Annotated in this window: 25 protein-coding genes and 1 tRNA gene; 8 read left to right on the top strand and 18 right to left on the bottom strand. The window is 59.7% G+C overall.

All coding sequences use genetic code 11. The features are described 5' to 3' along the window. Positions 1–50: 50 nt before the first annotated feature. Complete coding sequence (locus ACCD00_RS03690; RefSeq protein ID WP_008017624.1) at positions 51–779, top strand: aspartate/glutamate racemase family protein; 729 nt, start codon at positions 51–53, stop codon at positions 777–779. Between the two features lie 147 nt (positions 780–926). Here ACCD00_RS03690 and ACCD00_RS03685 read toward each other — a convergent pair whose 3' ends face one another. After that, positions 927–1,850 (bottom strand): LysR family transcriptional regulator, encoded by a 924-nt coding sequence (locus tag ACCD00_RS03685; RefSeq protein ID WP_413421997.1) that lies wholly within the window; start codon positions 1,848–1,850, stop codon positions 927–929. A gap of 124 nt (positions 1,851–1,974) precedes the next feature. On the opposite strand from ACCD00_RS03685, the gene ACCD00_RS03680 reads away from it, so the two are divergent. Further along, positions 1,975–2,721, top strand: a complete 747-nt coding sequence (locus ACCD00_RS03680) for a 3-oxoacyl-ACP reductase family protein (protein WP_413421995.1) — start codon at positions 1,975–1,977, stop codon at positions 2,719–2,721. A 59-nt stretch (positions 2,722–2,780) separates the two neighbouring features. Here the strand turns inward: ACCD00_RS03680 and ACCD00_RS03675 are convergent, their stop codons facing one another. Further along, the gene (locus ACCD00_RS03675; RefSeq protein ID WP_413421993.1) at positions 2,781–3,476 is read right to left on the bottom strand and encodes an HAD-IA family hydrolase; all 696 of its coding nucleotides are present in this window, start codon (positions 3,474–3,476) and stop codon (positions 2,781–2,783) included. A gap of 249 nt (positions 3,477–3,725) precedes the next feature. Here ACCD00_RS03675 and ACCD00_RS03670 point away from each other — a divergent pair, with 249 nt between their 5' ends. Further along, positions 3,726–6,848 (top strand): RHS repeat-associated core domain-containing protein, encoded by a 3,123-nt coding sequence (locus ACCD00_RS03670; protein ID WP_413421991.1) that lies wholly within the window; start codon positions 3,726–3,728, stop codon positions 6,846–6,848. A gap of 116 nt (positions 6,849–6,964) precedes the next feature. Here ACCD00_RS03670 and ACCD00_RS03665 read toward each other — a convergent pair whose 3' ends face one another. The 5 genes from ACCD00_RS03665 to ACCD00_RS03645 all read right to left on the bottom strand — a co-directional run bounded on the left by ACCD00_RS03665 (position 6,965) and on the right by ACCD00_RS03645 (position 9,078). Further along, positions 6,965–7,147, bottom strand: coding sequence for a hypothetical protein (locus tag ACCD00_RS03665; RefSeq protein ID WP_413421989.1), 183 nt, complete (start codon positions 7,145–7,147; stop codon positions 6,965–6,967). A 16-nt stretch (positions 7,148–7,163) separates the two neighbouring features. Next, positions 7,164–7,631, bottom strand: coding sequence for a glycine zipper domain-containing protein (locus ACCD00_RS03660; protein ID WP_413421987.1), 468 nt, complete (start codon positions 7,629–7,631; stop codon positions 7,164–7,166). A 113-nt stretch (positions 7,632–7,744) separates the two neighbouring features. Continuing rightward, a complete protein-coding gene (locus tag ACCD00_RS03655) occupies positions 7,745–8,113 on the bottom strand; it encodes a bacteriocin (RefSeq protein WP_102672845.1) in 369 nt (122 codons plus the stop codon). A 310-nt stretch (positions 8,114–8,423) separates the two neighbouring features. Further along, the gene (locus tag ACCD00_RS03650) at positions 8,424–8,612 is read right to left on the bottom strand and encodes a hypothetical protein (RefSeq protein WP_108218939.1); all 189 of its coding nucleotides are present in this window, start codon (positions 8,610–8,612) and stop codon (positions 8,424–8,426) included. 145 nt (positions 8,613–8,757) lie between these two features. After that, a complete protein-coding gene (locus ACCD00_RS03645) occupies positions 8,758–9,078 on the bottom strand; it encodes a YbjQ family protein (RefSeq protein ID WP_007971919.1) in 321 nt (106 codons plus the stop codon). A 151-nt stretch (positions 9,079–9,229) separates the two neighbouring features. Between ACCD00_RS03645 and ACCD00_RS03640 the strand changes: the two genes are divergently transcribed. Continuing rightward, positions 9,230–9,814, top strand: a complete 585-nt coding sequence (locus ACCD00_RS03640) for a hypothetical protein (protein ID WP_413421984.1) — start codon at positions 9,230–9,232, stop codon at positions 9,812–9,814. 134 nt (positions 9,815–9,948) lie between these two features. Here ACCD00_RS03640 and ACCD00_RS03635 read toward each other — a convergent pair. Then, a tRNA-Ser gene (locus tag ACCD00_RS03635) sits at positions 9,949–10,038 on the bottom strand. Positions 10,039–10,346: 308 nt separating this feature from the next. Between ACCD00_RS03635 and ACCD00_RS03630 the strand changes: the two genes are divergently transcribed. From ACCD00_RS03630 to ACCD00_RS03620, 3 genes are all read left to right on the top strand, one after another. Continuing rightward, entirely contained in the window at positions 10,347–11,036 is a 690-nt protein-coding gene (locus ACCD00_RS03630; protein ID WP_413421982.1) for a crotonase/enoyl-CoA hydratase family protein, read from the top strand. Between the two features lie 214 nt (positions 11,037–11,250). Beyond that, positions 11,251–11,973 carry a lysophospholipid acyltransferase family protein gene (locus tag ACCD00_RS03625; protein WP_413421980.1) on the top strand — a complete coding sequence of 241 codons (723 nt, stop codon included), beginning with the start codon at positions 11,251–11,253 and terminating at the stop codon, positions 11,971–11,973. A gap of 161 nt (positions 11,974–12,134) precedes the next feature. Beyond that, positions 12,135–13,106: a magnesium and cobalt transport protein CorA gene (locus ACCD00_RS03620; RefSeq protein WP_413421978.1), complete on the top strand. Its 972-nt coding sequence runs from the start codon at positions 12,135–12,137 to the stop codon at positions 13,104–13,106. A gap of 100 nt (positions 13,107–13,206) precedes the next feature. On the opposite strand, the gene ACCD00_RS03615 is transcribed toward ACCD00_RS03620, so the two are convergent. The 3 genes from ACCD00_RS03615 to ACCD00_RS03605 form a co-directional block, all read right to left on the bottom strand. Next, entirely contained in the window at positions 13,207–13,929 is a 723-nt protein-coding gene (locus ACCD00_RS03615; RefSeq protein ID WP_413421976.1) for an amidotransferase, read from the bottom strand. Between the two features lie 95 nt (positions 13,930–14,024). After that, complete coding sequence (locus tag ACCD00_RS03610; RefSeq protein WP_413421974.1) at positions 14,025–16,169, bottom strand: 3-hydroxyacyl-CoA dehydrogenase NAD-binding domain-containing protein; 2,145 nt, start codon at positions 16,167–16,169, stop codon at positions 14,025–14,027. A 24-nt stretch (positions 16,170–16,193) separates the two neighbouring features. Beyond that, positions 16,194–17,399, bottom strand: a complete 1,206-nt coding sequence (locus tag ACCD00_RS03605; RefSeq protein ID WP_413421972.1) for an acetyl-CoA C-acetyltransferase — start codon at positions 17,397–17,399, stop codon at positions 16,194–16,196. A 599-nt stretch (positions 17,400–17,998) separates the two neighbouring features. Here ACCD00_RS03605 and ACCD00_RS03600 point away from each other — a divergent pair. Beyond that, entirely contained in the window at positions 17,999–18,820 is an 822-nt protein-coding gene (locus ACCD00_RS03600) for a c-type cytochrome (protein ID WP_413421970.1), read from the top strand. 116 nt (positions 18,821–18,936) lie between these two features. On the opposite strand, the gene ACCD00_RS03595 is transcribed toward ACCD00_RS03600, so the two are convergent. From ACCD00_RS03595 to ACCD00_RS03565, 7 genes are all read right to left on the bottom strand, one after another. Continuing rightward, positions 18,937–19,746 (bottom strand): transglutaminase family protein, encoded by an 810-nt coding sequence (locus ACCD00_RS03595; RefSeq protein ID WP_413421968.1) that lies wholly within the window; start codon positions 19,744–19,746, stop codon positions 18,937–18,939. Further along, the gene (locus ACCD00_RS03590) at positions 19,743–20,693 is read right to left on the bottom strand and encodes an alpha-E domain-containing protein (protein ID WP_007971901.1); all 951 of its coding nucleotides are present in this window, start codon (positions 20,691–20,693) and stop codon (positions 19,743–19,745) included. The genes ACCD00_RS03595 and ACCD00_RS03590 overlap by 4 nt, the downstream gene beginning before the upstream one ends. Before the next feature lie 12 nt (positions 20,694–20,705). Beyond that, entirely contained in the window at positions 20,706–22,115 is a 1,410-nt protein-coding gene (locus ACCD00_RS03585) for a circularly permuted type 2 ATP-grasp protein (protein WP_413421966.1), read from the bottom strand. A gap of 358 nt (positions 22,116–22,473) precedes the next feature. Continuing rightward, complete coding sequence (locus tag ACCD00_RS03580; RefSeq protein ID WP_020796118.1) at positions 22,474–22,818, bottom strand: ribonuclease E inhibitor RraB; 345 nt, start codon at positions 22,816–22,818, stop codon at positions 22,474–22,476. 210 nt (positions 22,819–23,028) lie between these two features. Continuing rightward, entirely contained in the window at positions 23,029–23,262 is a 234-nt protein-coding gene (locus ACCD00_RS03575; RefSeq protein ID WP_413421964.1) for a hypothetical protein, read from the bottom strand. Between the two features lie 267 nt (positions 23,263–23,529). Further along, a complete protein-coding gene (speE, locus tag ACCD00_RS03570; RefSeq protein WP_413421962.1) occupies positions 23,530–24,405 on the bottom strand; it encodes a polyamine aminopropyltransferase in 876 nt (291 codons plus the stop codon). A 261-nt stretch (positions 24,406–24,666) separates the two neighbouring features. Continuing rightward, positions 24,667–24,858, bottom strand: a complete 192-nt coding sequence (locus tag ACCD00_RS03565) for a PLD nuclease N-terminal domain-containing protein (RefSeq protein ID WP_046042941.1) — start codon at positions 24,856–24,858, stop codon at positions 24,667–24,669. Between the last annotated feature and the right edge of the window lie 10 nt (positions 24,859–24,868).

Below are 24,868 nucleotides of genomic sequence, written 5' to 3'. Positions count from 1 at the left end.
CGCGGCCTGACGTTGTCGGGCCGCGGAACCACCTGCAATAAGGACTCCCCATGCGCATTCTCGTGGTCAACGTCAACACCACCGAATCCATCACCCAGGCCATCGCCCGCTCGGCGCAAGCCGTCGCGTCGCCCGGCACGGAAATCGTCGGCCTCACCCCGCACTTCGGCGCCGACTCCATCGAGGGCAATTTCGAAAGCTACCTGGCGGCCATTGCGGTCATGGACCGGGTGATGTCCTACGACCAGCCCTTCGATGCGGTAATCCAGGCCGGTTACGGCGAACACGGCCGTGAAGGCCTGCAGGAATTGCTCAACGTGCCGGTGGTGGATATCACCGATGCCGCCGCCAGCACGGCGATGTTCCTCGGTCACGCCTATTCCGTGGTCACCACCCTCGACCGCACCGTGCCGCTGATCGAAGATCGCCTCAAGCTCTCCGGCCTCTGGGATCGCTGCGCCTCGGTGCGGGCCAGTGGTCTGGCCGTGCTGGAACTGGAGCACGAGCCGCAGCGCGCACTGGAAGCCATCGTGCATCAGGCCGAACTGGCGGTGACCCAGGACAAGGCCGAAGTGATTTGCCTGGGCTGCGGCGGCATGGCCGGACTGGACGAGCAGATTCGCCGACGTACCGGCGTACCGGTGGTGGACGGCGTGACGGCGGCGGTGACCATTGCCGAATCGCTGGTGCGATTGGGGTTGTCGACATCGAAGGTGCGGACTTATGCGACACCGCGGCCGAAAAACATCATTGGCTGGCCGGCGCGGTTTGCTCGTTAAGTTCGCAACTGTTGACCGAGTTGCCTCCTTCGCGAGCAAGCCCGCTCCCACACTGGATCTGCGTTGAATACAGATGTTGTATTCACTACAGATCCAGTGTGGGAGCGGGCTTGCTCGCGAAGGGGGCAACCCGGTCTAGAACTTGGCTCAAACCGCACTGAACCTCTGCCCCAACCCCCGCTCGGCAAACTGTTCAATGATGAAATCGACAAACACCCGGGTCTTGCCGGGCAGCAGTTTGTGTTCGGCGTAATAGACGGAGGTGTAGCCATCGTCGATGTACCAGTCCGGCAACACCCGCTGCAATCTGCCCGACTCCAGATAGCCCGCAGCAAACGGCATGCTCACCAGCGCAATGCCCAGACCCTGCGCGGCCGTGGCGCAGGCAGCCTCGGAATCGCTCATGGTCATCCGCGCATTGAGCGTCAACGGGCTGTGCTGGTGATTGCGATGGGTCAACTGCCAGGAGCGCACACGACCGGTTTGTGGCGAGCGGATCAGAATCCCGTCATGGTGCTTGAGGTCATCCGGCTCGCTGATCGACGCATGAGCCTCGAGGTAAGCCTGCGAAGCCACCAACACCCGATGCGCCGGGCTCAGCCTGCGCGCCACCACGCCCTGGGGTAACTCAAAGCCGCCGCCGATTGCCGCGTCGAAGCCCTGCCCGATCAGATCGACCTGGCGGTTGTCGAAGTGCCAGTCCGGGTTGATCGCCGGGAATCGCCGCAGAAACTCGCCGAGCATCGGCACAATGTACAAACAACCGAACACCGTCCCCATGCTGACTTTCAAAGTGCCCGCCGGCTGCCCTCCGGCACTGGCGAGATTGGCCACGGCATTCTGGATCGTGTGCAGGCTGCCGCTGACTTCGCCGAGAAACAACTGACCGGCCTCCGTCAGGGTCAGCCTGCGCGTGCTGCGCTGAAACAATCTGACGCCCAGGCGCGCCTCGAGCTTGGCGACGCTCTTGCCCACTGCCGCCGGGGTCAGACTCAAGCGTCGCGCCGCTTCTGCAAAGCTGCCGACCTCAGCGCTGCGCACAAAGCATTCGATACTGCTGAAGGTTTCCATAGTCGCCACTATAAACTTTTGGTTTACACAGACTATCGCAATTATGGTCTACACAGCATGTAATCCTGAATCGATACTAGGCTCCATCAACCGGGACATCTCGCCTCGGGACTTGGAGATCGACATGACTACTCAGAACCTCAGCGGCAAAGTGGCATTGATTCAAGGTGGTTCCCGTGGCATCGGCGCAGCCATCGTCAAGCGCCTGGCTGCTGAAGGCGCAACCATTGCCTTCACTTATGTCAGCTCGACGGCAAAAGCCGAAGCACTGCAGGACAGCATTACCGCCAAGGGCGGCAAGGCCCTGGCCATCAAGGCTGACAGCGCCGACGCCGAGGCGATCCGCGGTGCCGTCTCAGCCACGGTAGAAGCCTTCGGTCGCCTGGATATCCTGGTCAACAATGCGGGGGTACTGGCCGTCGCGCCGCTGGCCGAGTTTAAACTCGAAGACTTTGACCAGACCCTGGCCATCAACGTGCGCAGCGTGTTCATCGCCACCCAGGCCGCCGCCAGACACATGACCGAAGGCGGTCGCATCATCAACATCGGCAGCACCAACGCCGACCGCATGCCCTTCTCCGGTGGCGGCCCGTACGCCATGAGCAAGTCGGCACTGGTCGGCCTGACCAAAGGCCTGGCCCGTGATCTCGGCCCGCAAGGCATCACCATCAATAACGTGCAACCAGGTCCGGTCGACACCGACATGAACCCGGCCGACGGTGACTTTGCGGAAAGCCTGATCCCGATGATGGCCGTGGGCCGTTACGGCAAGGCCGAGGAGATCGCCAGCTTCGTCGCCTACCTCGTCGGCCCTGAAGCCGGCTATATCACAGGGGCCAGCCTGACCATCGACGGTGGCTTCGGCGCCTGACGCATTAAACGCGATCAAAGTGTGGGATCGCCGCACCGCCGCTCCCACATTTTTTGTCGTCAGGCCCGCTCAAGCGCCGGCAAACCATAAGCGCCCGGCTCGAACGCCTTCAACGTACGAAGAATACCGTCGGCATGTGCATACCTGGCATCGGCCATTGCCGCATCCGGAATTGCAATCGCCGTCATCCCCGCCGCCTTCGCTGCGGTGACACCAAAGGGCGAATCCTCGAACACCAGGCAATCCTCGGGCGCGACGCCAAGGCGCCGCGCCGCCGTCAGGAAAATATCCGGTGCCGGTTTGGCCGCGCCCACCTCGGGGTCATCGGCGGTGACGATGAAGTCGAACAAGGCGAACCAGTCGCGGTGCAAGGTGGTTTTCTGGCCGAACGACTGGCTTGAAGAACTGGTACCGACGGCAATGGGAATGTTGTTGGCCTTCAGATGCCGTACCAGCTCCTGTGCGCCAGGCATTGCTTGCGCGGTAGGAAAACGCTCGCGCATCAGCGGCTCGCGGATCACCAGAAACTCTTGCGCCGTAATCGGCAAGTCCAGCGCTTCAACCACATAACGCGCCAGATCGCCCGCACCCCGACCAATGATGTTCTGTTTGATGCTCCAGTCGAACGTCCGGCCATAACGCGCGGCGATAATGGCCGTGACTTCGGTGTAGATGCCCTCTGTATCCAGCAACAAGCCGTCCATATCAAAAATCACGGCCTTGATCGGGCCGAATGCTTTCAGTGGTGCATTCATCGCATCTGATCCGTTTTCCGAGGCATCGCGGGCAGCTCAGGAACGGCCTGATGCCCGAATGGATTAAAGGATTCAGCAGCATAGCGAGCGCCGCTGGCCCAGAGCAACGATGAAATCCAGAACCACGCCGAATGGCTCTACGTTATTTAGCGAATCGCCCTACAGCAAACGCCAACCTTGCTGACTTCTTTCCTTGCAGGTCATCCGCAGAGTCTCGGACTCCACATTCCGCCAAGCGAAAGTCTGCCGATGTTCGATCCCCAAAAGGTATTGGCATGCCCCACCAGCGGTCCCCTGACACGGGCGTACAGGATCGAAAGCGCAGGGCGCACCGCCACTCACAACTGCCCTGTGTCGATGGTTACCGGCGAAGTACTGCTGACCCTGACCGAAGGCACCCTCGACGGGATCTTGCCGTTCGACTTCACCCGCTTCTATCGCACCAGTGCCGTCGAACTCGACAGCGGCCTCGGTTTTGGCTGGAGTCATTCGCTGTCCCAGCACCTGGAACTCCACGGCGGGCAGGTGCTGTGGATCGACCCCGAAAACCGCCGCACGCCGTTTCCTTGGCCGGTGGCGGCGCGCCCACTGATCCACAACAACCTTTCGCGGGCGGCGATTTACCTCGGCGAGAAAACGGACGAACTGATCCTCGCCCTGGCCGGCGACGTGGCGCGTTTTTATCACTTCCACGACGGCCGGCTCAGCGCGATCAGCGACGCCTATGGCAACCGCCTCACGGTACAGCGTGACCGCTTTGACCGGATTCAGCGCCTGGACAACGGCTCCGACCGCGCCTTGCTGCTGCGTTACGACCTCAAGCACCTGGTGGCCGTCGACTATCAGGTGTTTCAGCGCAGCGGCTCCGAGGCGCACACCTGGCGCACCGAACAGACACTGGTCAGCTACCGCTACGACGCCCGCCAGCGCTTGATCGAGGCAACCAACGCCGCAGGTGAAAGCGAGCGCTATGACTACGACGAGCAGCACGTCATCCTGCAACGGCAACTGGCTGGCGGCGCGAGTTTCTTCTGGGCGTGGGAGCGCTCGGGCAAGGCAGCCCGCTGCATCCGTTACTGGGCCTCGTTTGCGCAGATGGAAGTGCGTTACATCTGGGACGATCAGGGCCGGCTGATCGCACTGCTTGCGCCGGATGAGACGCCCATGTCCTACGAGTATCGTCACCATTTCCTGCACACCCGCACCCACAGTCAGGCGACGTGGAGCTACCAACGCAATGCCCAAGGCGACATCACTGCCGTCACCGATCCCGACGGGCAGATCACCCGCTTCTTCTACGACCCGCTGGGACGCTTGCTGACTATCCGTTTTCCCGACCAGAGCAGTCACCGGTTTGTCTGGAACGCCTTGGGACAATTGCTGGAAGAGACCCTGCCGGACGGTGCTCTTCGCACTTTTTCCTACGATGCGTTGGGGCGGCAGATTACCCGGCAGGACGAACACGGTGCCGTCACCGGTTTTGAGTGGGACGCCATGGGCCGACTGACCCGGACTACGCTGCCCACCGGTGCCCGCCGTGTCTGGCGCTATAACACCTATGGCCAGGTCGCTGCCAAAACCGACGAACTGGGACGGGTAACCCGTTACGAATACGCCGACGACCTGCACTTGGTCAGCCGTCGGATCAACCCCGACGGCAGCGCACTGAAGTACCGCTACGACCCTGCGCAATTGTTGCTCACAGAGATCGACAACGAGGTCGGTGACACTTACCGGCTGGACTACACCCAGGGCGGATTGATCCGACAGGAAACCGGATTCGATGGCCGTCGTACCGCCTACAGCTACGACTTCAATGGCCAGTTGCTGGAGAAAACCGAGTTTGGCGACGACGGCTCGCAGCTGGTTACCGGCTATCAACGTGACAGCGCTGGGCGGCTACTGGTCAAAACTCTGCCCGATGGGGTCAAGGTCGAGTACCACTACGACAACTTCGGGCGACTGATCAGCGTCGATGACGGCCAGGACCATCCGCTGGAGTTCGAATACGACCGCCAGGACCGGTTGATCACCGAGCATCAGGGTTCGGGTACCCTGCGTTACGGCTACGACGCCTGCGGTCGGCTCAAGCGTATAAGCCTGCCGGACGCCTGCGTCCTCGACTATCACCACGCCAAGGGGGGCGCACTTACTGCCATCGACCTCAACGGCACGCGCCTGACCAGCCATCGTTTTGTCGGCGGACGCGAACAGCAACGCCAACAGGGTCTGCTGCTCAGCGATTATGCCTACGACGAGCAAGACCGTTTGCAGGCCCATGCCGTCAGCCAAAAGCAACGACCACTGTACCGCCGCAAGTATGCCTACAGCACCAAAGGCAATCTCCTGCAAATTACCGACAGCCGCCACGGTTCACACCGCTACCAATACGACGCGCTCGACCGCCTGACCGGAGTGCGCCACGCCCGCGACCAGTCCGCAGAGAACTTCACCCACGACCCGGCCGGCAACCTGCTGATCCACGACCGCCCCGGCCCGCGCGTACTCCAGGGCAACCGCCTGCGCCGCCGCGGCGACAGCCACTACGACTACGACGCCTTCGGCAATCTGATCCGCGAATGTCGCGGTATGCCGCCCCGGGTCACCGAGTTCACCTACGACAGCCAGCACCGCCTGATCAGCGTCAGCACCCCGGAGGGTAAAAGTGTCAGCTACCGCTACGACGCCTTCGGCCGGCGCATCCGCAAAACCATCGACGGCCAGACCACGCAATTCTTCTGGCAAGGCGACCAGCTCATCGCTGAAAGCGGCCCCCGACATTACCGCAGCTACGTCTACGAACCCGGCAGCTTCCGCCCACTGGCGCTGCTCGACGGCAAAGGTCGGGCAGACGCCTGCCCGTTCTACTACCAACTCGACCATCTCGGCACCCCGCAGGAACTGACCAGCTACGCCGGCGCCATCGTCTGGTCCGCCAAATACACCGCCCACGGCAAACTCCGCGAACCGAGCCACGGCAACGACGAACGCCTCGAACAGCCGCTACGGTTTCAGGGGCAATACTTCGATACTGAGAGCGGCCTGCACTACAACCGGCATCGCTACTACCATCCGGACATCGGTCGTTATCTGACGCAGGATCCACTCAAGTTGGCCGGCGGGTTGAACCCGTATCGATACGCCCGGAACCCGACGGGGTGGGTGAGTCCGTCGGGGTTGGGCGGAAATTGTCCGCAGGCGAGCAAGCCGGGATGTCTGGTGACGGATCGGGGGGGAGTGGCAAAGGTTGATGAAGGTGAGCCTGATGCGCCCTCACCAAAACTTCCAAAAAGATACTTGTATCGCGGGAACTCACGGGAGTCCTGGGAGATTTCTGAAACCGCAATTGAACCCATTGGTTCGACTGTTTAAAGAAATAATCGGGACCCGGACTTCCTCACTGTCGCTTCGTAATAGCTTGCTCACCCGGTCCATCGCCATCGGCATGACTTGGCGATGGACACGTTCGACCCGGCAACCCGGCTCGATCAATCCTCGTCCTCTTCCTCATCTTCAAAATCAATGTTCCCCACATCGCCCGCATCATCAGCATCGTTAAGCGGCACCGTTGCATCATCCATCAGCGATCCCGGATCTTCATTGCCGGGATCGTTGATAAGCGGCAGTTCGCTCGGGCCTTTTTCTTCCTTGCCTTCGGTTTCCGCAGTCATGGTATGCCTCGCTTAACTAGTGATGCTTCTTGTGGTGCTTGTTCGAGTGTTTATAACCGTTACCGGAATGGGAATGGCCGCTATCACTCCCCAGATCATTGCCGACCGCGCCGCCAGCTGCACCGCCAAGGCCCGCGCCGATGGCCGATCCGGTCGAACCGCCAAGACTGTTGCCGACCACCGAACCACCCGCCGCGCCCAAACCACCGCCTACCGCCGCCTCGGTGCGACTGTGTTTGGGCGCGCCAATGGCACTACCGGCCGCTCCGCCGACACCCGCACCAATCGCTGCGCCAGTACTGCCGCCCACCTGGCCACCCACAACGTTGCCCAACACCCCACCAAGACCACCGCCTACCGCGGCATCTCCATTACCTCCCGCCAGCGCCACCTGAGAGACCAGCAATCCAAAAACAATCGCAGGCAACATCAATCGTCGAGCATTCAGGCTTGCGGTTTTATTGCCGTCGGTTTTCGGATTCATGGCACACCTCGCATTCTTCAGGAGTATGGAAGATTTGAGCAGCTGCGGCGTAAAACGTTCATAAATGAAAAAGCCCGGCATCAAGCCGGGCTCTTTTCAATTCTGGATCAGGATCAGTGACGCTTGTGACCATTGGCCAGGTTGCTGCCTACGCCGCCGCCCAATGCACCACCCAAGCCTGCGCCGATGGTGGCACCGGATTTGCCGCCGAGGCTGTTACCGATCACCGAACCACCGGCCGCACCGACACCGCCACCGATAGCAGCGCTGGTGCGATGACCTTTTTTGGCGGCAACTGCGCTGCCCGCCGCGCCAGCGACGCCCGCACCAATCACTGCGCCAGTGCTGCCGCCCATCTTCTGGCCGACCACGTTACCCAATGCGCCGCCCAAGCCACCGCCCAGCGCGGCAGTACCGTCACCAGCCATTGCACCTTGAGCAACCAGAAGCCCCAGAACCAGAGCGGGCAGTGTTAAACGCATGACAAAAACCTCAAAAATAGGGGTACACAAAAAGGGGGCGAGATTGAATGCTTTTGCGCGGATAAAGTCCAGCACACCGGTCCAACTTCGCGATTGGCGACGATTGGACAGCATTTTTGAAAAAGGTTTTATGACGGACAAAAAAAAGCCCGCTGGGGAGACGGGCCAGGTGTTGCTTTCTAACGGATGAGTCGAGATTACGGAGGGAGCTGTGAAAAGTTTGTGAAAGATCAGCCGCCTGAAAATTTTGTCATGCAACCCTTTCGATCATCAAAAACCCCGTTCGTTGACGGGGTTTACTCGCGTTCGTTTACTTCCTGACCGGTGCTGTCACCCTGGGCAGGAATTTGCCCTTCAGTACCCGGCACGCCCTGGTCTTGATCTTGTCGACCTCTGTCTGGTCCTCGCCGAAACTGGCCACATACTGGGTCTGGCCACACCGCACGCAATTGTTGATCGGAAACTCTGCGCCATCGTCCTCGATATACGGATCAGCCATCTCATCACCCCTTTCAAAAAGCGGGATCGACACCGGCAAGCCCTTTTGCCGAAACAATATCGATCGCCAAGGTTTTTCAGACTAGCCGGTCACTAATGGACTTGCCGTTCTGATTTCCCCGTGACCGACGAATGGCTTCGTACTTTCACCGCAACTTGACTGCAGTCCCGGTCACAAACACCACGACCATCCCGCCCTTGCCGGCCGGCATGCTGATTTCATAATCAAGCCCGACCACCGCGTCCGCCTGAAGCGCCCGCGCCCGCTCCTTGATCTCATCGGTGGCCTGAATGCGCGCTTCCTTCAACGCTCGCTCCAGTGTCTGGGAGCGCCCGCCAAAAAAGTCGCGCATCCCGGCAAACACGTCACGGACGACGTTGATCCCTTGCACTGACTCAGCGCTGACGATGTCCAGGTAGGCTGTAATTTGCCGACCTTCAATGGAATGGGTGGTAGTGGTGATCATTGCTGTTCCTTCCTGTTCAGATATTCAGCCAGTGCATCGAACGCCGGCAATGTTACGGGATCAGCATCTCCCCCACCCGCACCAATGCCAGGGCGCCACTTTTCCACTGCTATGCTGATAGCGTCGGTTCTCTACACTGGAGACGAGCAGCATGACAGCAGAAGGCAATCATTTCCCCTTCACTTTCAAGACTATTGCCTACTCGACCGGAGGCTTTCTTGTCGCCTTGGTATCTGCCACAAAGCTGCTCGACACTTACTTCGAGTTGACGTTGTTGGCAGATACCAAAGGCTGGCTGGTACGTGCGTGGAACTGGCTTCTGTTAGAAACGCCAATGCCGAATTGGTCGCTGCTGATAATTATCGCGGCGTTGATCAGCATTCTGACCGCAGCGATTTACTACTACCGCACCCCTGACGGAACTTACGGCGAGCTACATGAGATAGAGCGAAAGGTTTACAAAACGAACAACCCTCAGTTTCCACAGTTGACAGATAACCAAACGCTGCTGATGGAAGCTTTGGCCTATCATGCAAACTTCAGGAAAATTGCAAACCTGGACTCGGTTTGCAAACTTGTCTCACTCAGCAAGCTGGAAGTTGAAGACGGTCTGAAGCAACTCCAGGCTAAACGTCTTGTGAAGCAAAAAGTGACACGGGGTACGTTCGGCGCCACCACTTTTGAACTTACCCTGGCAGGTAAGGACTATGCGTTAGAACGACTCAAGCTGACGTAGTAGAGACACACGGGACGTCGAAAGGTATGGATCGCAGTGTCAGAAGGAGGGATGTAGTGAGCAGTACAATCAAGTAGTACAGCTGAAAAAGAAAAACCCCCGCAAACCATGGATTTGCGAGGGTTCTCAGAATGTGGCGGTGAAGGAGAGATTCGAACTCTCGATACAGTTTCCTGTATACACACTTTCCAGGCGTGCTCCTTAAGCCACTCGGACACTTCACCGTATCTCTTCAAACATGTTCTGTCTGTCGAGGCGCGCTAATGTAGTCGAAAGCTTTTCTGATGGCAAACATTTTTTTCAGAATTTTCATGCGGTTAACGCGATTCAGCGTTTCAGCTCACTCTGGACCATGGCAAACCGGCCAATCTCCGGCTTCGCCCCCTCTTCTATATAGAGGGGAACGGGCAGCAGGCACGGCGGGCTACGCCTGGCGGGCGGGCAAAGGGTGACTGGCGGGTCAGTCACGGCGCTTTACCTGGCTTGCGGCGGTGGGTAACGTCTGCCCAACTTTATTGAAAGGAATAGCGTCATGAGTGAGTTGATTTCCTACCATCTCGAAGACGGTATCGCGACCCTGACCTTGAGCAATGGCAAGGTCAATGCCATCTCCCCGGATGTGATTGCCGCGTTCAACGCTGCGCTGGATCAGGCCGTGACTGATCGTGCGGTGGTGATCATTACCGGCCAGCCGGGCATTCTCTCCGGCGGTTATGACTTGAAGGTGATGACGGCCGGCCCTAAAGAAGCCGTGGCACTGGTGACCTCTGGCTCGACACTGGCCCGTCGCCTGCTGTCGCACCCCTTCCCGGTGATCGTTGCGTGCCCGGGGCATGCAGTGGCCAAGGGCGCGTTTCTGCTGCTGTCCGCCGACTATCGCATCGGTGTTGAGGGCCCGTTCAGCATTGGCCTGAACGAAGTGCAGATCGGCATGACCATGCACCACGCGGGCATTGAGATCGCCCGTGACCGCCTGAACAAAGTGGCGCTTCAGCGTTCCGTGGTCAACGGCGAGATGTTCAGCCCGCAAGGCGCCGTGGCTGCCGGTTTCCTGGATGTCGTGGTGTCGGCTGAAGAACTGCAAGGCGCGGCACTGGCGGCGGCTCGCCAGTTGAAGAAGATCAACATGACCGCCCACAAGAACACCAAATTGAAAGTGCGCAAAGCGCTGCTGGAGGCCCTGGACAACGCGATCATCCAGGACCAGGCACATTTGGGTTAAGCCCGGACCTGCTACAAATAAAAGCCCGACCGTCGTGTCGGGCTTTTTCATACATGTCTGTGTTAAACGCCTGTAACTGCTCTAGACCGTATCTGACCGATTAGTCGGAAACATCAGCACAAACATCGGCTATCTCCCACTACTCTGGGAGCAATTGCCGAAAACAGTGCACATCCGTACACTGCGCCACCTTTTGTCCCGGTGGGGCCTGTAAATGCTGTTTTTGTTGCGTATGTCATTGATGGGCCTGCACTTTATTGTGGCGGGTGTGCTGGGTGTGATTCTCGGCCTGTGCCGGCCGTTCAACCCGGACAACAGCCGTCTGTGCGCACGCCTGTACGCGTGGCCGGCCATGTGTATATTGCGCTTGCGGGTGAAGGCCGAAGTCGGGCCGTTGATGGATAAGCCTGACAGCTGTGTGATCATCGCCAATCACCAGTCCAACTACGACTTGTTTGTGTTTGGCAACGTAGTGCCCCGTCGTACCGTGTGCATCGGCAAAAAGAGCCTGAAATGGGTGCCGCTGTTCGGGCAGTTGTTCTGGCTGGCCGGTAATGTGCTGATCGACCGTGGCAATGCGCACAAGGCGCGTAAGTCGATGTTGACCACCACCCACACCCTGCAAAACAAGGACACCTCGATATGGGTCTTCCCGGAGGGCACGCGCAACCTGGGTGAGGACTTGCTGCCCTTCAAGAAAGGCGCATTCCAGATGGCCATTGCCGCCGGGGTGCCGATCGTGCCGGTGTGTGTCAGCAGTTACGTCAAACACATGCGATTGAACCGCTGGCGCAGCGGGAAAATTCTGATTCGTTCGTTGCCGGCGATTCCCACCGCCGGATTGAGCCTGGACGACATGCCCATGCTGATTGCCCAGTGCCGCGAGCAGATGCGTGAATGCATCGATTCGATGGACCGGCAACTGCAAGCCGCCTGAACAAGAAAACCCGCCTGGCGCGGGTTTTCTTTTGTCTGCGAGACTTTACCGGCGAACTCGGCAGATTTAGCTGACTCGCAAACACTGCGAGGCTAAGCTGATCAACACTGGCATTGCATATGTTGCCAATTGAAAGCTGCCAAAAGAAGTGAACCACCATCATGGGTAGAGTTGTTGCTGCTGCGGTTTATAGCGCCGGTAAGAGAGTCACCAATATCACCCTCGACGAAGGCGCAGCCTGGGCTGCCAAGCCCGGACACTTTGTCTGGATCGGCCTTGAGGAGCCGAATGCCGAGGAGCTCTACAATCTGCAGCGCCAGTTCAACCTTCACGAACTGGCCATTGAAGACGCCCTGGAAAAGCACAGCCGGCCGAAGCTGGAAACCTTCGGCGATGCGCTGTTCATCGTGACGTATTCGCCCATCCGTCATGAAGGCAAACTCGAGTTCATCGAGACGCATATTTTTGCCGGCAATGGTTACATCATTACTGCACGCAACGGTCACTCGGCGTCCTACGCCCATGTCCGTCAACGCTGTGAGGCGCGTCCGCTATTGCTTGAGCACGGGGAAGATTTCGTTCTCTATGCCATCCTCAATTTTGTGATCGAGAACTACCAGCCGATGGGCGAAGTCATTCACGCGGAAATCGATGAGCTGGAGCGCAACGTGTTATGCGGCGTGTTGAATGACTACGACATCCAGAAGCTGCATGGCCTGCGTCGTGATGTTTTGCGCTTGCGTCGTTATGTGGCACCGATGATTGAGATCGGGGAGGAATTGCAACGGCTGAGTTTCCCGTTTATCGATAAAAACATGCGCCCGTACTTTCGCGACGTGCAGATCCATGTGACGCGGCAAATGGAAGACCTGACGACCCTGGCGGATATTGCCAGCCAGACGATTGAGGTCGGGGTGCTGCTGGAGGCCTCTCGCCAGAGCGTGGTGCAACGCAAGTTTGCGGCCTGGGCGGCGATTCTGGCCTTCCCCACGGCGGTGGCGGGGATTTACGGGATGAATTTCCAGAACATGCCGGAGTTGAACTGGCACTACGGCTATTTCGGCGTGCTGGGATTTATCACGGTGGGTTGTCTGGGGTTGTGGGCGAGTTTCAAGAAGTCGGGGTGGCTGTAGGAGCGAGCCTGCTCGCGAAAAACCTGAGAGCACCGTGGGCTGTCAGGTTTGGCGCGTTATCGTTCACCACCATCGCGAGCTGGGCTCGCTCCTACGGGTTTTAAACAGATGTTGGCTTGTGTGCGACAAACCGCATCATCCACTCGGCAACCGTGGTGCCGTGGTGCTCCTGATCCAGGCTCGCGATACCTTTGGAGTAGACCTGCTCACCCAGTGCCTGCTGGCGAATCTCCAGCAGGGCGCGGGAGTAGTCGTGGATGAACTCCGGATGCCCCTGGAAGCACAGCACCTGGTCGTTGATGTGGTAGGCGGCATACGGGCAGAAATCGCTGGAGGCAATGACCGTGGCGTTCTCCGGCAGCGACGTGACCTGGTCCTGGTGGCTGATCAGCAGCGTCAGCTCTTCGCGCACCGGATTCATCCATGGCGCCTTGGCGGCGAGCTTGTATTTGTGGGTGCCGACACCCCAACCCTGGGTCGCACGCTCGCTCTTGCCGCCGAGCAGCAATGCCAGCAACTGATGACCAAAGCAGACGCCCAGCAGCTTGTCGCCGCGCTCGTAGCGGGTCAGAAGGTATTTCTTGAGGGTTTCGATCCACGGGTCGGTGCCGAAGGAATCGGCCTTGCTGCCCGTCACCAGGTAGGCGTCGAATGTCAGGTCGTCGCTTGGGTATTCACCCTGCACCACGTTGTAGACCGTGAACTCGGCGGCAATCGGCTGCTGCGAAAACAGGTGTTTGAACATCTGCCCGTAGCCCTGATATTGGTCAACCAATTCCGGACGCAGGTGGTCGGTTTCCAGAATGCAGATGCGTAACGACATAAAAAATACCTGACACGTGATGGGAATAATGCACACCCCAGAGCCTGCCCTGAAACACCGTGACAAGGCAAGCCCCGAAATGCGTCATCGCGCCCTTAGAATGCCTCCCCTTTGGCGGCCTTCTCCAGCAGCAATGCAGGCGGTGCGAACCGCTCGCCATATTGCTTGGCCAGGTACTGGGCGCGGGCGACAAAGTCCTGCACGCCGTACTGGTTGATGTACTGCAGCGCACCGCCGGTCCACGCGGCAAAACCGATACCGAAGATCGAGCCAACGTTGGCATCCGCCGTCGAGGTCAACACGCCCTCCTCCACACAGCGCACGGTTTCGATGGCTTGCACGAACAGCAAGCGATCACGCACATCCTTCGGTGAAATCTGCCCGTCGGTTTTCTCGAAGCGGGTTTTCAACTGTGGCCACAGGTGTTTCTGGCCGCCCGCCGGATACTCGTAGAAACCACCCCCGGCAGCCTTGCCCGGACGCTTGTATTCATTGAGCAACAAGTCAATCACGGCAAATGCCGGATGCTCTCGCAGCGGTTTGCCCTCTGCCTGCAGGTCCTTGGCTGTTTGCAGGCGGATATGGTTCATCAGGCTGAGGGAAACTTCGTCAGAGATCGCCAGCGGCCCTACAGGCATGCCGGCTTTGCGTGCTTCAGTCTCGATCATCGCTGCGTTCACACCTTCACCCAGCATGGCAATGCCTTCGTTGGTGAAGGTGCCGAACACCCTTGAGGTGAAGAAACCGCGGCTGTCATTGACCACAATCGGGGTTTTCCGGATTTGCAGGACGTAATCGAACCCACGGGCCAAAGTTTCGTCGCTGGTATTGGCGCCCTTGATGATTTCCACCAGCGGCATTTTTTCCACGGGGCTGAAAAAGTGCAGGCCGATGAACTTGCTCTGATCGGGCACGGCGCACGCCAGGCCGCTGATCGGCAAGGTCGATGTGTTGGAAGCGATCACCGCGTCCGCGCCGACGACCTTTTGCGCCGCCAACGACACTTTGGCCTTCAAGTCACGATCCTCGAACACGGCCTCGATGATCAGGTCGCAACCAGCCAGGTCGGCATCGCTTGCGGTGGTTTGAATGCGTGCCAGAACGGTGTCGCGTTGCTCGATGCTCATTTGTCCGCGAGCGACTTGCTTGTCCAGCAGCGCCGCCGAATGCGCCTTGCCCTTCTCCGCCGCGGCGATGCTGATGTCCTTGAGCACCACATCAATACCGGCTGACGCGCTGACAAACGCAATTCCGGCGCCCATCATCCCGGCACCGAGCACCCCGACCTTGCGGGTGACATAAGGCGCAAAGCCTTGAGGCCGCGAGCCGCCGGCATTGATTTCGTTGAGCTGGAACCAGAACGTGCCAATCAGGTTTTTCGACACCTGGCCGGTGGTCAGCTCGGTGAAATAGCGGGTTTCGATCAGGTGCGCCGTGTCGAAATCCACTTGGGCGCCCTCGACCGCTGCGCACAGGATTTTCTCCGGCGCGGGCATCGTGCCCTGGGTTTTGCTGCGCAGGATCGACGGTGCAATCGCCAGCATCTGAGCGACTCGCGGGTTTGACGGCGTACCGCCCGGAATCTGGTAACCCTTCACATCCCAGCGTTGTACCGCCGCCGGGTTGGCGAGAATCCACGCCTTCGCCTTGGCCATCAGCTCTTCGGAATCTGCTGCCAGCTCGTCAATCAACCCCGCCTGCAACGCCTGTTGCGGGCGAACTTTCTGGCCTTCGAGCAGGTATGGCAGGGCTTTTTCGATTCCGAGCATGCGCACCATGCGCACCACGCCCCCGCCGCCCGGCAGCAGGCCGAGGGTGACCTCCGGCAGACCGAGTTGCACCGACGGGTTGTCCAGCGCTACGCGATGATGGCAGGCCAGGCAGATTTCCCAGCCGCCGCCGAGTGCCGCGCCGTTGATCGCCGCAACCACCGGTTTGCCGAAGGTTTCCAGGGTGCGCAACTGGCCCTTGAGGGTCAGTACCATGTCGTAGAAGGCTTTGGCTTCGGGCTTGCCGACCTTGATCAATTCATTGAGGTCACCGCCGGCAAAGAAGGTTTTCTTGGCCGAGGTAATGATCACACCGGCGATGCTGTCCTTGTCGGCCACCAGGCGCGCAACGCAGTCAGCCATGGCCTCGCGATACACCGCGTTCATGGTGTTGGCGCTCTGGCCTGGCATGTCGATGGTCAGGACGACGATTTGGTCCTGGCCTTTTTCGTAACGAATGGCTTCGTTCATAACTGGATTCCTTGAAGTCCGGGCTCAGAGGCGTTCGATGATGGTGGCAATGCCCATGCCGCCGCCGACACACAGGGTCGCGAGGCCAAAACGCAGGCGTCGGGCTTCCAGTTCATCCAGTAGCGTGCCGAGAATGGCGCAGCCCGTGGCGCCCAGCGGGTGACCCATGGCGATGGAACCGCCGTTGACGTTGACCTTGTCCGGATCGACGGCCATGTCCTTGATGAATTTCAACACCACGGAAGCGAACGCCTCGTTGACCTCGAACAGATCGATGTCTTCGACCCGCAGCCCGGCCTTGGCCAACGCTTTGCGGGTCGCCGGCGCGGGACCGGTGAGCATGATGGTCGGATCGGTGCTGGTGACCGCCGTGGCGACAATCCGCGCCCGTGGCTGCAGGCCCAGCGCCCGGCCCTTGGCTTCGGAGCCGATGAGCATCAACGCCGCGCCATCGACGATCCCGGAGCTGTTGCCGGGGGTGTGCACATGATTGATCCGCTCGACATGGCTATAGACCCGCAGCGCGGTGGCATCGAACCCCATCTGCCCCATCATCTCGAAACTCGGCTTGAGCTTGCCCAGGCCTTCGAGGGTCGAATCGGCGCGGATGAATTCATCGTGATCGAGCAGGATGATGCCGTTCTGGTCCTGCACCGGCACCAGCGACCTGTTGAACGAACCGTCGGCCCGCGCCCGCGCAGCCTTTTGTTGGGAATGCAGCGCGTAGGCATCGACATCCTGACGGCTGAAGCCTTCAAGGGTGGCGATCAGGTCCGCGCCCACGCCCTGTGGTGTGAAGTGACTGTGCAGGTTGGTCGCCGGGTCCAGCGCCCAGGCCCCGCCATCGCTGCCCATCGGCACCCTGGACATCGACTCGACACCACCGACCACCACCAGGTCCTCGAAGCCGGAGCGCACTTTCATCGCACCGAGGTTGACCGCCTCCAGCCCCGAAGCACAGAAACGGTTGATCTGTACCCCCGCCACGCTGACATCCCAATCGGCCACCTGAGCGGCGGTCTTGGCGATGTCAGAGCCTTGATCGCCAATCGGCGTCACGCAGCCGAGCACCACGTCATCGACCTGGCTGGTGTCCAGCGCCGTGCGCTGTTGCAGCGCAGTGAGCAAACCGGCAACCAGGTCCACCGGTTTGACACTGTGCAAGGCGCCGTCGGCCTTGCCTTTGCCACGGGGCGTGCGTAACGCGTCGAAAATCAATGCTTGGGTCATGACGTCCTCGAACCACAGTGCGGGAGGGTGAATATCGAGTGCTCACTCTTGGCCCGAGCCGCGTTTGATTCAATGACCGCAGCGCTCACAGATGTTGACGCTCACGCTCAGACGGACGGTAGTGAGCTACCGGATTTACCGATTCCGGACACCAAGCTGTCTAGCCAACGGGCGCCAAGAAAGCTGGCAATAGGCCTCATGTCTTTTTTAAAGCGAATCGTAAGAACTCCATACGAAATGGATCTAAGCCAAGCGCTGCGCGGGCTCTAAGGTGAACTTGTACGAAGTTGTCGTCGGGTTTTGCCGAGGCGCTCGTCGCTACAGGAAGTGCACCTGCCGTCATGGAGCAATGCAGGCAGGCATCAGGAAATAACAATAAAGGCGGTCAAGCCATGTTCAAACAATCGAAAGTACGACAAGCCGGGCTCATCCTTTTCGCCACCACATTGTTGTTGATATTGCCGAACCTGACCAAGGTGATCGGCTAGTCGCGTCTGAAAGATACGGCGTCACGGTTTTTGAATTGCCACTATCAAAATGTGACTGGCCCGCTACCCGGGCCAGCGTGGCTGTGCCAACCTTGGCGGCACTTCCACGACATGGACGGCGATCATTTGAAAATACTCATTCTGCTCGGGGCCCTGCTGTTCGGCTCGCCCCTGTATGCCGCACAGCTGAACCTGGAGCTGGGCGCGAACAGTCGCACCTGGCAGACCGAGGAATTGCTCAAGCATCCTCAGGTTCAAACCATCGACATCAGCGACGACGTTTCCTACAAACGGGACATGAGCTACCGCGCCGTGCCTCTGTCCGCGTTGCTGACCGGCATCAAGCCCGACGACCACCTGCAAGCCGTGGCCCTGGATGGCTTTGCCGCCGAAATGGCCGCAGCGCCGTTGCTCAACTCCCAGGGGGCACAGGCGTGGCTGGCGATTGAAGACCCTGGCAAGCCCTGGCCACCGCTATCCGAAGGCAAGCCAGGCGCCGGGCCGTTCTATCTGGTCTGGACCAACCCGCAGGCCGGCAACATCAGCCCCGAACAATGGCCGTTCCAGGTCGCGAGCATCAAACGCCTGGCGCCCGTGGCCGAGCGCTTTCCCGCCCTGCTGCCCGATCCGGCATTGAGGGCCGATGATCCGGTGTACAAGGGTTTTGCGTTGTTCCAGAAGAACTGCCTGGCATGCCATCGACTCAATGGCGCTGGCGACTCGCAGTTCGGGCCGGACCTGAATATTCCGTACAACCCGACCGAATATTTTGGCGCGGACTTCCTCAAGCGCTACATCCGCGATCCACAGAGCTTGCGCCAGTGGCCGCAGGCGAAGATGCCAGGGTTCTCCACCGAAGTGTTACCGGATGGGGACCTGGGGATGTTGGTGGGGTATCTCAAGCATATGTCGGGCCGGAAGGTGAAGCCCTAAGCCTTGTGCTGTATGGACCGGCCTCTTCGCGAGCAAGCCCGCTCCCACATTGGAATTGCTGTGCGCCGCAAATCAAATGTGGGAGCGGGCTTGCTCGCGAAGCGGTATCCCCGATCCTACTGCTGCTGCACTGAAATCACCGGCGCTGGCGTCGGTGAAACCAGCACCTTGGCATGCATCTGCTCACACCCGCCGCCCCGACGCATCCCGCGCACCGGGCAGGCATCCAGGTAATCCAGGCCCACCGCCAGTTTCAGGTGACGTTCCGGCCGGGCCAGTTCGTTGGTCACGTCGAAGCTGTACCAAGCGTCATCCAGCCAGGCCTCGGCCCAGGCGTGGCTGGCCAGGTGTTCGCTGTTCTCGCTGTACAGATACCCCGACACATAACGCGCCGGAATACCCAGGCTGCGCGTGCAGGCAAGAAATGCATGGGTATGGTCCTGACACACGCCAGAGCGCCCGGCAAAAGCCTGGGCTGCGCTGGTGTCCACTTCCGTGGAGCCCGGCGTATAGGTCATATGCTGGTTGAGTCCATGCATCAGATCGATCAACGCCGTGCGATCACGGCGTTGCTTGCACGCGTTCTCGGCGAACGAACGCAGGGCGGAGTCGGCTTCAGTCAAACGGGTGAAACGCAGAAACGGCAGTGCCGACTGGCTCTCGTGCTCGGCCTCACGCAACTCGTCGATATCGACCTGGCCACGGGCGCCGATGATGATCGCCTCGTGCGGCTCATCCATGGTCAGCACATGCAGGATGTTGCCGAACGGGTCGAGTTGCGCCCGCACCGGACGAGGCAGGTCGAGCTGCCAGCTGAGCACGTGCTGGCGCTCGCTGTCGTGGGGAGTCAGTCGCAGGTACTGGATGCTCGCCCGCACCTTGTCTTCGTAGTGATAGGTGGTCTCGTGGCTAATGGAAAGTCTCATGCGGCCTCCAGATAAGAACTGTGTATCGCGTTACCCAACTGGCGCACCAGCGGGATGAACTCGGTCAGCCAGGCGTGCAGGCCTTCTTCGAGAATTTCATGGATGCCGGTGTAGCGCAGGCGCGCGTCCATTTCTGCCGCCAGGCGTTGTGCGGGGCGACCATTGGCCCCTGGCAATTGCGCGAGGATCTGGTCGATTTCTTCGGTGCAGGCGCGCAGGGATCGCGGTACATCCGCCCGCAGCAACAGCAGTTCGGCGACATGCCGGGCGCCGGGGGCGTCGCGGTAGATTTCCGTGTAGGCCTCGAACGACGACAACGCCCGCAACAACGCACTCCACTGGTAATACGCGTGAGCGGTGCCATCGCTGACGGCTTCGGCCTGATCGCCGGCCATTTCGTAGCGGGCATCGAGCAGGCGCAAAGTGTTGTCCGCCCGTTCGATGAAGGTCCCCAGACGAATGAAGCGAAACGCATCGTTACGCATGATGGTGCCGTAGGACGCGCCCCGGAACAGGTGGGAACGTTCCTTGATCCACTCGCAGAAACGGCTCATGCCGTAGCGACTGAGGCCCTGCTCGGCAATACCGCGAATTTCCAGCCAGGTGGCGTTAATGTTTTCCCACATGTCGGCGGTGATGCGCCCACGCACCGCATGGGCGCTGGCCCGTGCCGCACCGAGACAACTGTAGATGCTCGCCGGGTTGGCCGCATCCAGGGCGAAGAAATGCAGCAGCCGTTCGGCATGCAGTTCGCCATGGCGCTCCAGGTAATCGTCCAGGGTGCCGGTGATCAACAGCGGCATGGCCAATTCGTGCAAACCGTCGCCACGACCGTCTTGCGGCATCAGCGACAGCGAATAGCTGATGTCGAGCATCCGTGCGAGGTTTTCCGCCCGCTCCAGGTAACGCGACATCCAATACAAATCCGAGGCAGTTCTACTTAACATGGCAGGCTTCCTTTAATCCTCGACCACCCAGGTGTCCTTGGTTCCGCCACCCTGGGAGGAGTTGACCACCAGGGAGCCTTCGCGCAGGGCGACACGGGTCAAACCGCCGGGCACGACCCGGGTTTCACGACCCGACAGGACAAACGGCCGCAAGTCGATATGGCGTGGTGCAATGCCGTTTTCGACAAAGGTCGGACAGGTCGACAGCGACAGCGTCGGTTGGGCGATATACGCATGGGGCTTGGCGATGATCCGCGCGCGGAAGGCTTCGATTTCCGCCGCCGTCGCCGCCGGCCCCACCAGCATTCCGTACCCGCCGGAACCCTGGGTTTCCTTGACCACCAGTTCTGGAAGATTGGCCAGCACGTGGGAAAGTTCAGAAGGGTTACGGCATTGCCAGGTCGGCACGTTCTTCAGGATCGGCTCTTCGTCGAGGTAGAAACGGATCATGTCGGTAACGAACGGATACACCGACTTATCGTCCGCCACCCCCGTGCCGATGGCATTGGCCAGCACCACGTTGCCGGAGCGGTAGGACGACAGCAGCCCCGGCACGCCGAGCATTGACTCCGGGTTGAAGGCCAGCGGATCGAGGAAAGCGTCGTCGAGGCGACGATAAATCACGTCGACCGCTTTCGGCCCGTCGGTGGTGCGCATGTAGACCTTGTCGTCACGCACGAACAGGTCCGCGCCCTCCACCAGCTCCACACCCATTTCCCGCGCCAGGAACGCATGCTCGAAGAACGCGCTGTTGAAGCGGCCGGGTGTCAGCACCACCACGCTCGGGTTGTCGATGGGGCTTGAGCTTTTCAGGGTGTCGAGCAGCAGGTTCGGGTAGTGGTCGATAGGAGCGATGCGTTGCGCCGCGAACAGTTCGGGGAACAGGCGCATCATCATCTTGCGGTCTTCAAGCATGTAGCTGACGCCGCTGGGCGTGCGCAGATTGTCTTCGAGCACGTAGTAGGTGCCGTCGCCGTCGCGTACCAGGTCGACCCCGGAGATATGCGAGTAGATATCGCGGTGCAGGTCCAGACCCTGCATCGCCAACTGGTACTGCTCGTTGGCCAGCACCTGTTCGGCCGGAATGATGCCGGCCTTGATGATGCGCTGCTCGTGGTAAAGGTCGGCGAGGAACATGTTCAACGCCTTGACCCGCTGGATGCAGCCGCGCTCGACGACCCGCCATTCACTGGCAGGAATGCTGCGCGGGATGGTGTCGAACGGAATCAGGCGCTCAGTGCCCTGCTCGTCTCCGTAGAGTGTGAAAGTAATCCCGGCGCGATGAAACAACAGATCGGCCTCGCGTCGCCGTTGTGCCAGAAGCTCGTCAGGCGTCTCGGCCAGCCAACGGGCAAACTCCCGATAATGCGGGCGGACCAGGCCGCCGGCATCGTACATCTCATCAAAATAGGTGCGGATCATGCCGTACTCCTTGTCACTCGGACGTCCAGACCTTCGCAAGGCCCGTGCCATCGGCATAAACGCTTAAATTTCAATCGGTTGGATAATCAAGACGCACGCACCGCACCAATCCTGTGCGACAAATGCCCCAACCTGATCGCCCCCGCTTCATTGCAAGGCGTAGTGATCGCCTGTCACCAGCATAGTCCGTAGGAGCCAGCTTGCTGGCGATGGGGCCAGCAAGTCATGGGTTACTCTTCGAGGACGCCTTCGCTGGCAAGCCAGCTTCTACCGGATTGTGTTCAATGTCCTGGCGGCGAAAATGAAAACGGCCAACCCGAAGGTCGGCCGTCATTGCCAATTGTCACTGTTCATAAGGTTATGCGAGTCGCCCTCGTACCTCCTGTTTCACACCCCAGCCTTCGATGATGCCGCCCAACGGCTCGACCACCGCTTCGAAACCCTGTTCGAAATCGCCGATGTCGTCGTAGGTGGCATACATGACTTTGCACAGTTCCAGCGCCCAGGCGCCGTCGTCGCGCACACTGATTTGCGCATCCAGGGATTCACCACGGTGGAAATGACCTGCCGCCCTGCGTGCCCGCTCCTCGTCCGGGAAAATGGCGTAGAACTCGATGGGATGAAACCGCGAAAAGTCAAAACCGCCTTCTTTCATGCGGCGCAGTACGCTGCTGCTGATGTCTTCTTGATAGGCTGTGCTCATGAAACGTCCTCCTCAAAACGATGGATAGACTTTCCGTACTCCCTCACCCGCAACCGAACAGCGCGAGCGACGGCAACCGATGTGCCGGCGGGAAACAAGCATGGAGCTGACAAGACCAGACCTTAGCGATTCATTCGCTGATCTCGCTTGCAGAGTAGCCCCAAGATAGAGCCTCTGCCAAGGTCTGGATTTGAATGCGACAGGTGTCGTTCAGATTGGAGCAATACCGAGGATTTGAATGCTGTTCTGCGCCTTGAGTTCTTTGACGCTCGCATCAGTGGTCCGCCCTTCCAGATCGTTCAGATCCAGTTCGGCAGCGACAGGAAGAAGCCTGGCCTTGATGAGCCTGGCGGCACGCTCGTAGTCCGGGCGCTCGATGCACTCGAAGACTTCGTTGACGGTTTCGCCATGATCATCCACGAAAGTGACTTTCCACTTTTGCATTGGTGCCTCCTCGATAAACCCCATTGATGGGTTCACCTCTATCTCGACCTTGTTAGCTGGCTAATTGTTCCGCCAGATCAAACATATCGACGGATGTGAAAATCTCTCCCGACACCCGCTTTAACCCGTCAAGCGCAGCCATGTGGGAGCGGGCTTGCTCCGGGCGGCGTTCCGACGAAAGCGGTGTGTCAGCCGACTTGTTTTCAACTGACCCTCCCTCTTCGCGAGCAAGCCCGCTCCCACAGGTTTCGTGCGCGGACTGAAAGATCAGTCGTTGCTTGGCTTGTTCACTGCCTGCAATACGTATTGCGGCAAGGCAAAGGCACCGATGTGGATTTCTGGATTGTAGTAGCGGGTGATGATGCCGCTGCCCGTGAAGCGCTGTTGCAGGGTTTCGCGGGACAACTTGCGATAAGCGGTATTGGTGGCACCCCAGGCGAAGGTCATCGAGCCACCGATATAGGTCGGCACGGCGGCCTGGTAGAAGTGCCAGTCCGGGAACAGGCTGCGCAGGCGACCGGCGGTGGTCTTCACTTCTTCGATCTGCATGAACGGCGTGCCGTTCTGGGTCACCAGAATGCCGCCTTCGTTCAGGCAGCGGCGGCAGGCCTGGTAGAAGTTTTCCGAGAACAGCACTTCCCCCGGTCCGATCGGGTCGGTGGAGTCGGAAATGATCACGTCGAACTTTTCGGTGGTGGTGGCGACGAAACGCATGCCGTCGTCGATCACCAGGTTCAGACGCGGATCATCGAATGCCCCCTTGGAGTGGTTCGGCAGGAATTCCTTGCACATGTCGACCACGGTGCCGTCGATCTCGACCATGGTGATGTGCTCGACACCACGGTGCTTGGCCACTTCACGCAACATGCCGCCGTCGCCGCCGCCGATGATCAGCACGCGCCTGGCGCTGCCATGGGCGAGGATCGGCACGTGGGTCAGCATTTCGTGATAAATGAATTCGTCGGCTTCGGTGGTCTGAATCACACCGTCCAGCGCCATCACCCGGCCCATGCGCGGGTTCTCGAAGATCACCAGGTGCTGGTGTTCGGTGCGCACTTCGTGCAGCAGTTTATCCATGCGAAAACGCTGGCCGTAGCCTTCGTAGAGGGTTTCCAGGTAGTCGCTGGCAGGGGTGTTGCTCATGGGAAGTGCTCCGATGAATGCGGGTGGCAACGGACGGTTACCCGCCCATGATGGCCAATCGATTGTCTCGATTGACCGGGAAAGGCGCGCATTCTACGTCGCGGAACATGACAGGTCGAACCTCAGTTGTTCGACTTGCCACAATCCTGTGGGAGCGGGCTTGCTCGCGAAGTAGGCAACTCGGTTTGTCGGCGAACCGCGTAATCGTTCTTCGCGAGCAAGCCCGCTCCCACAGGGCCGGAGTTGTTTGCGGGAAATCCGTCAGAGTTTGACATTGCCCCGTGGCCCGGCGATGGCCCAGATGATCAGTCCCAGCACCGGCAACAGCGCGATCAACAGTACCCAGAGGATTTTCATCCCGGTCTCGGCGCTACTTTTGAATACGTTGATGATGGCCCAGATGTCCAGGACAAAAATGATCAAGGCAACCAGGCTGTTGAACGTGGAACCCATGGTGACGCTC

The organism is Pseudomonas sp. Pseusp3 (assembly GCF_047304225.1).
Lineage (GTDB): Bacteria > Pseudomonadota > Gammaproteobacteria > Pseudomonadales > Pseudomonadaceae > Aquipseudomonas > Aquipseudomonas fluorescens_CD.
This window is presented reverse-complemented; position numbering and strand designations above follow the sequence as displayed.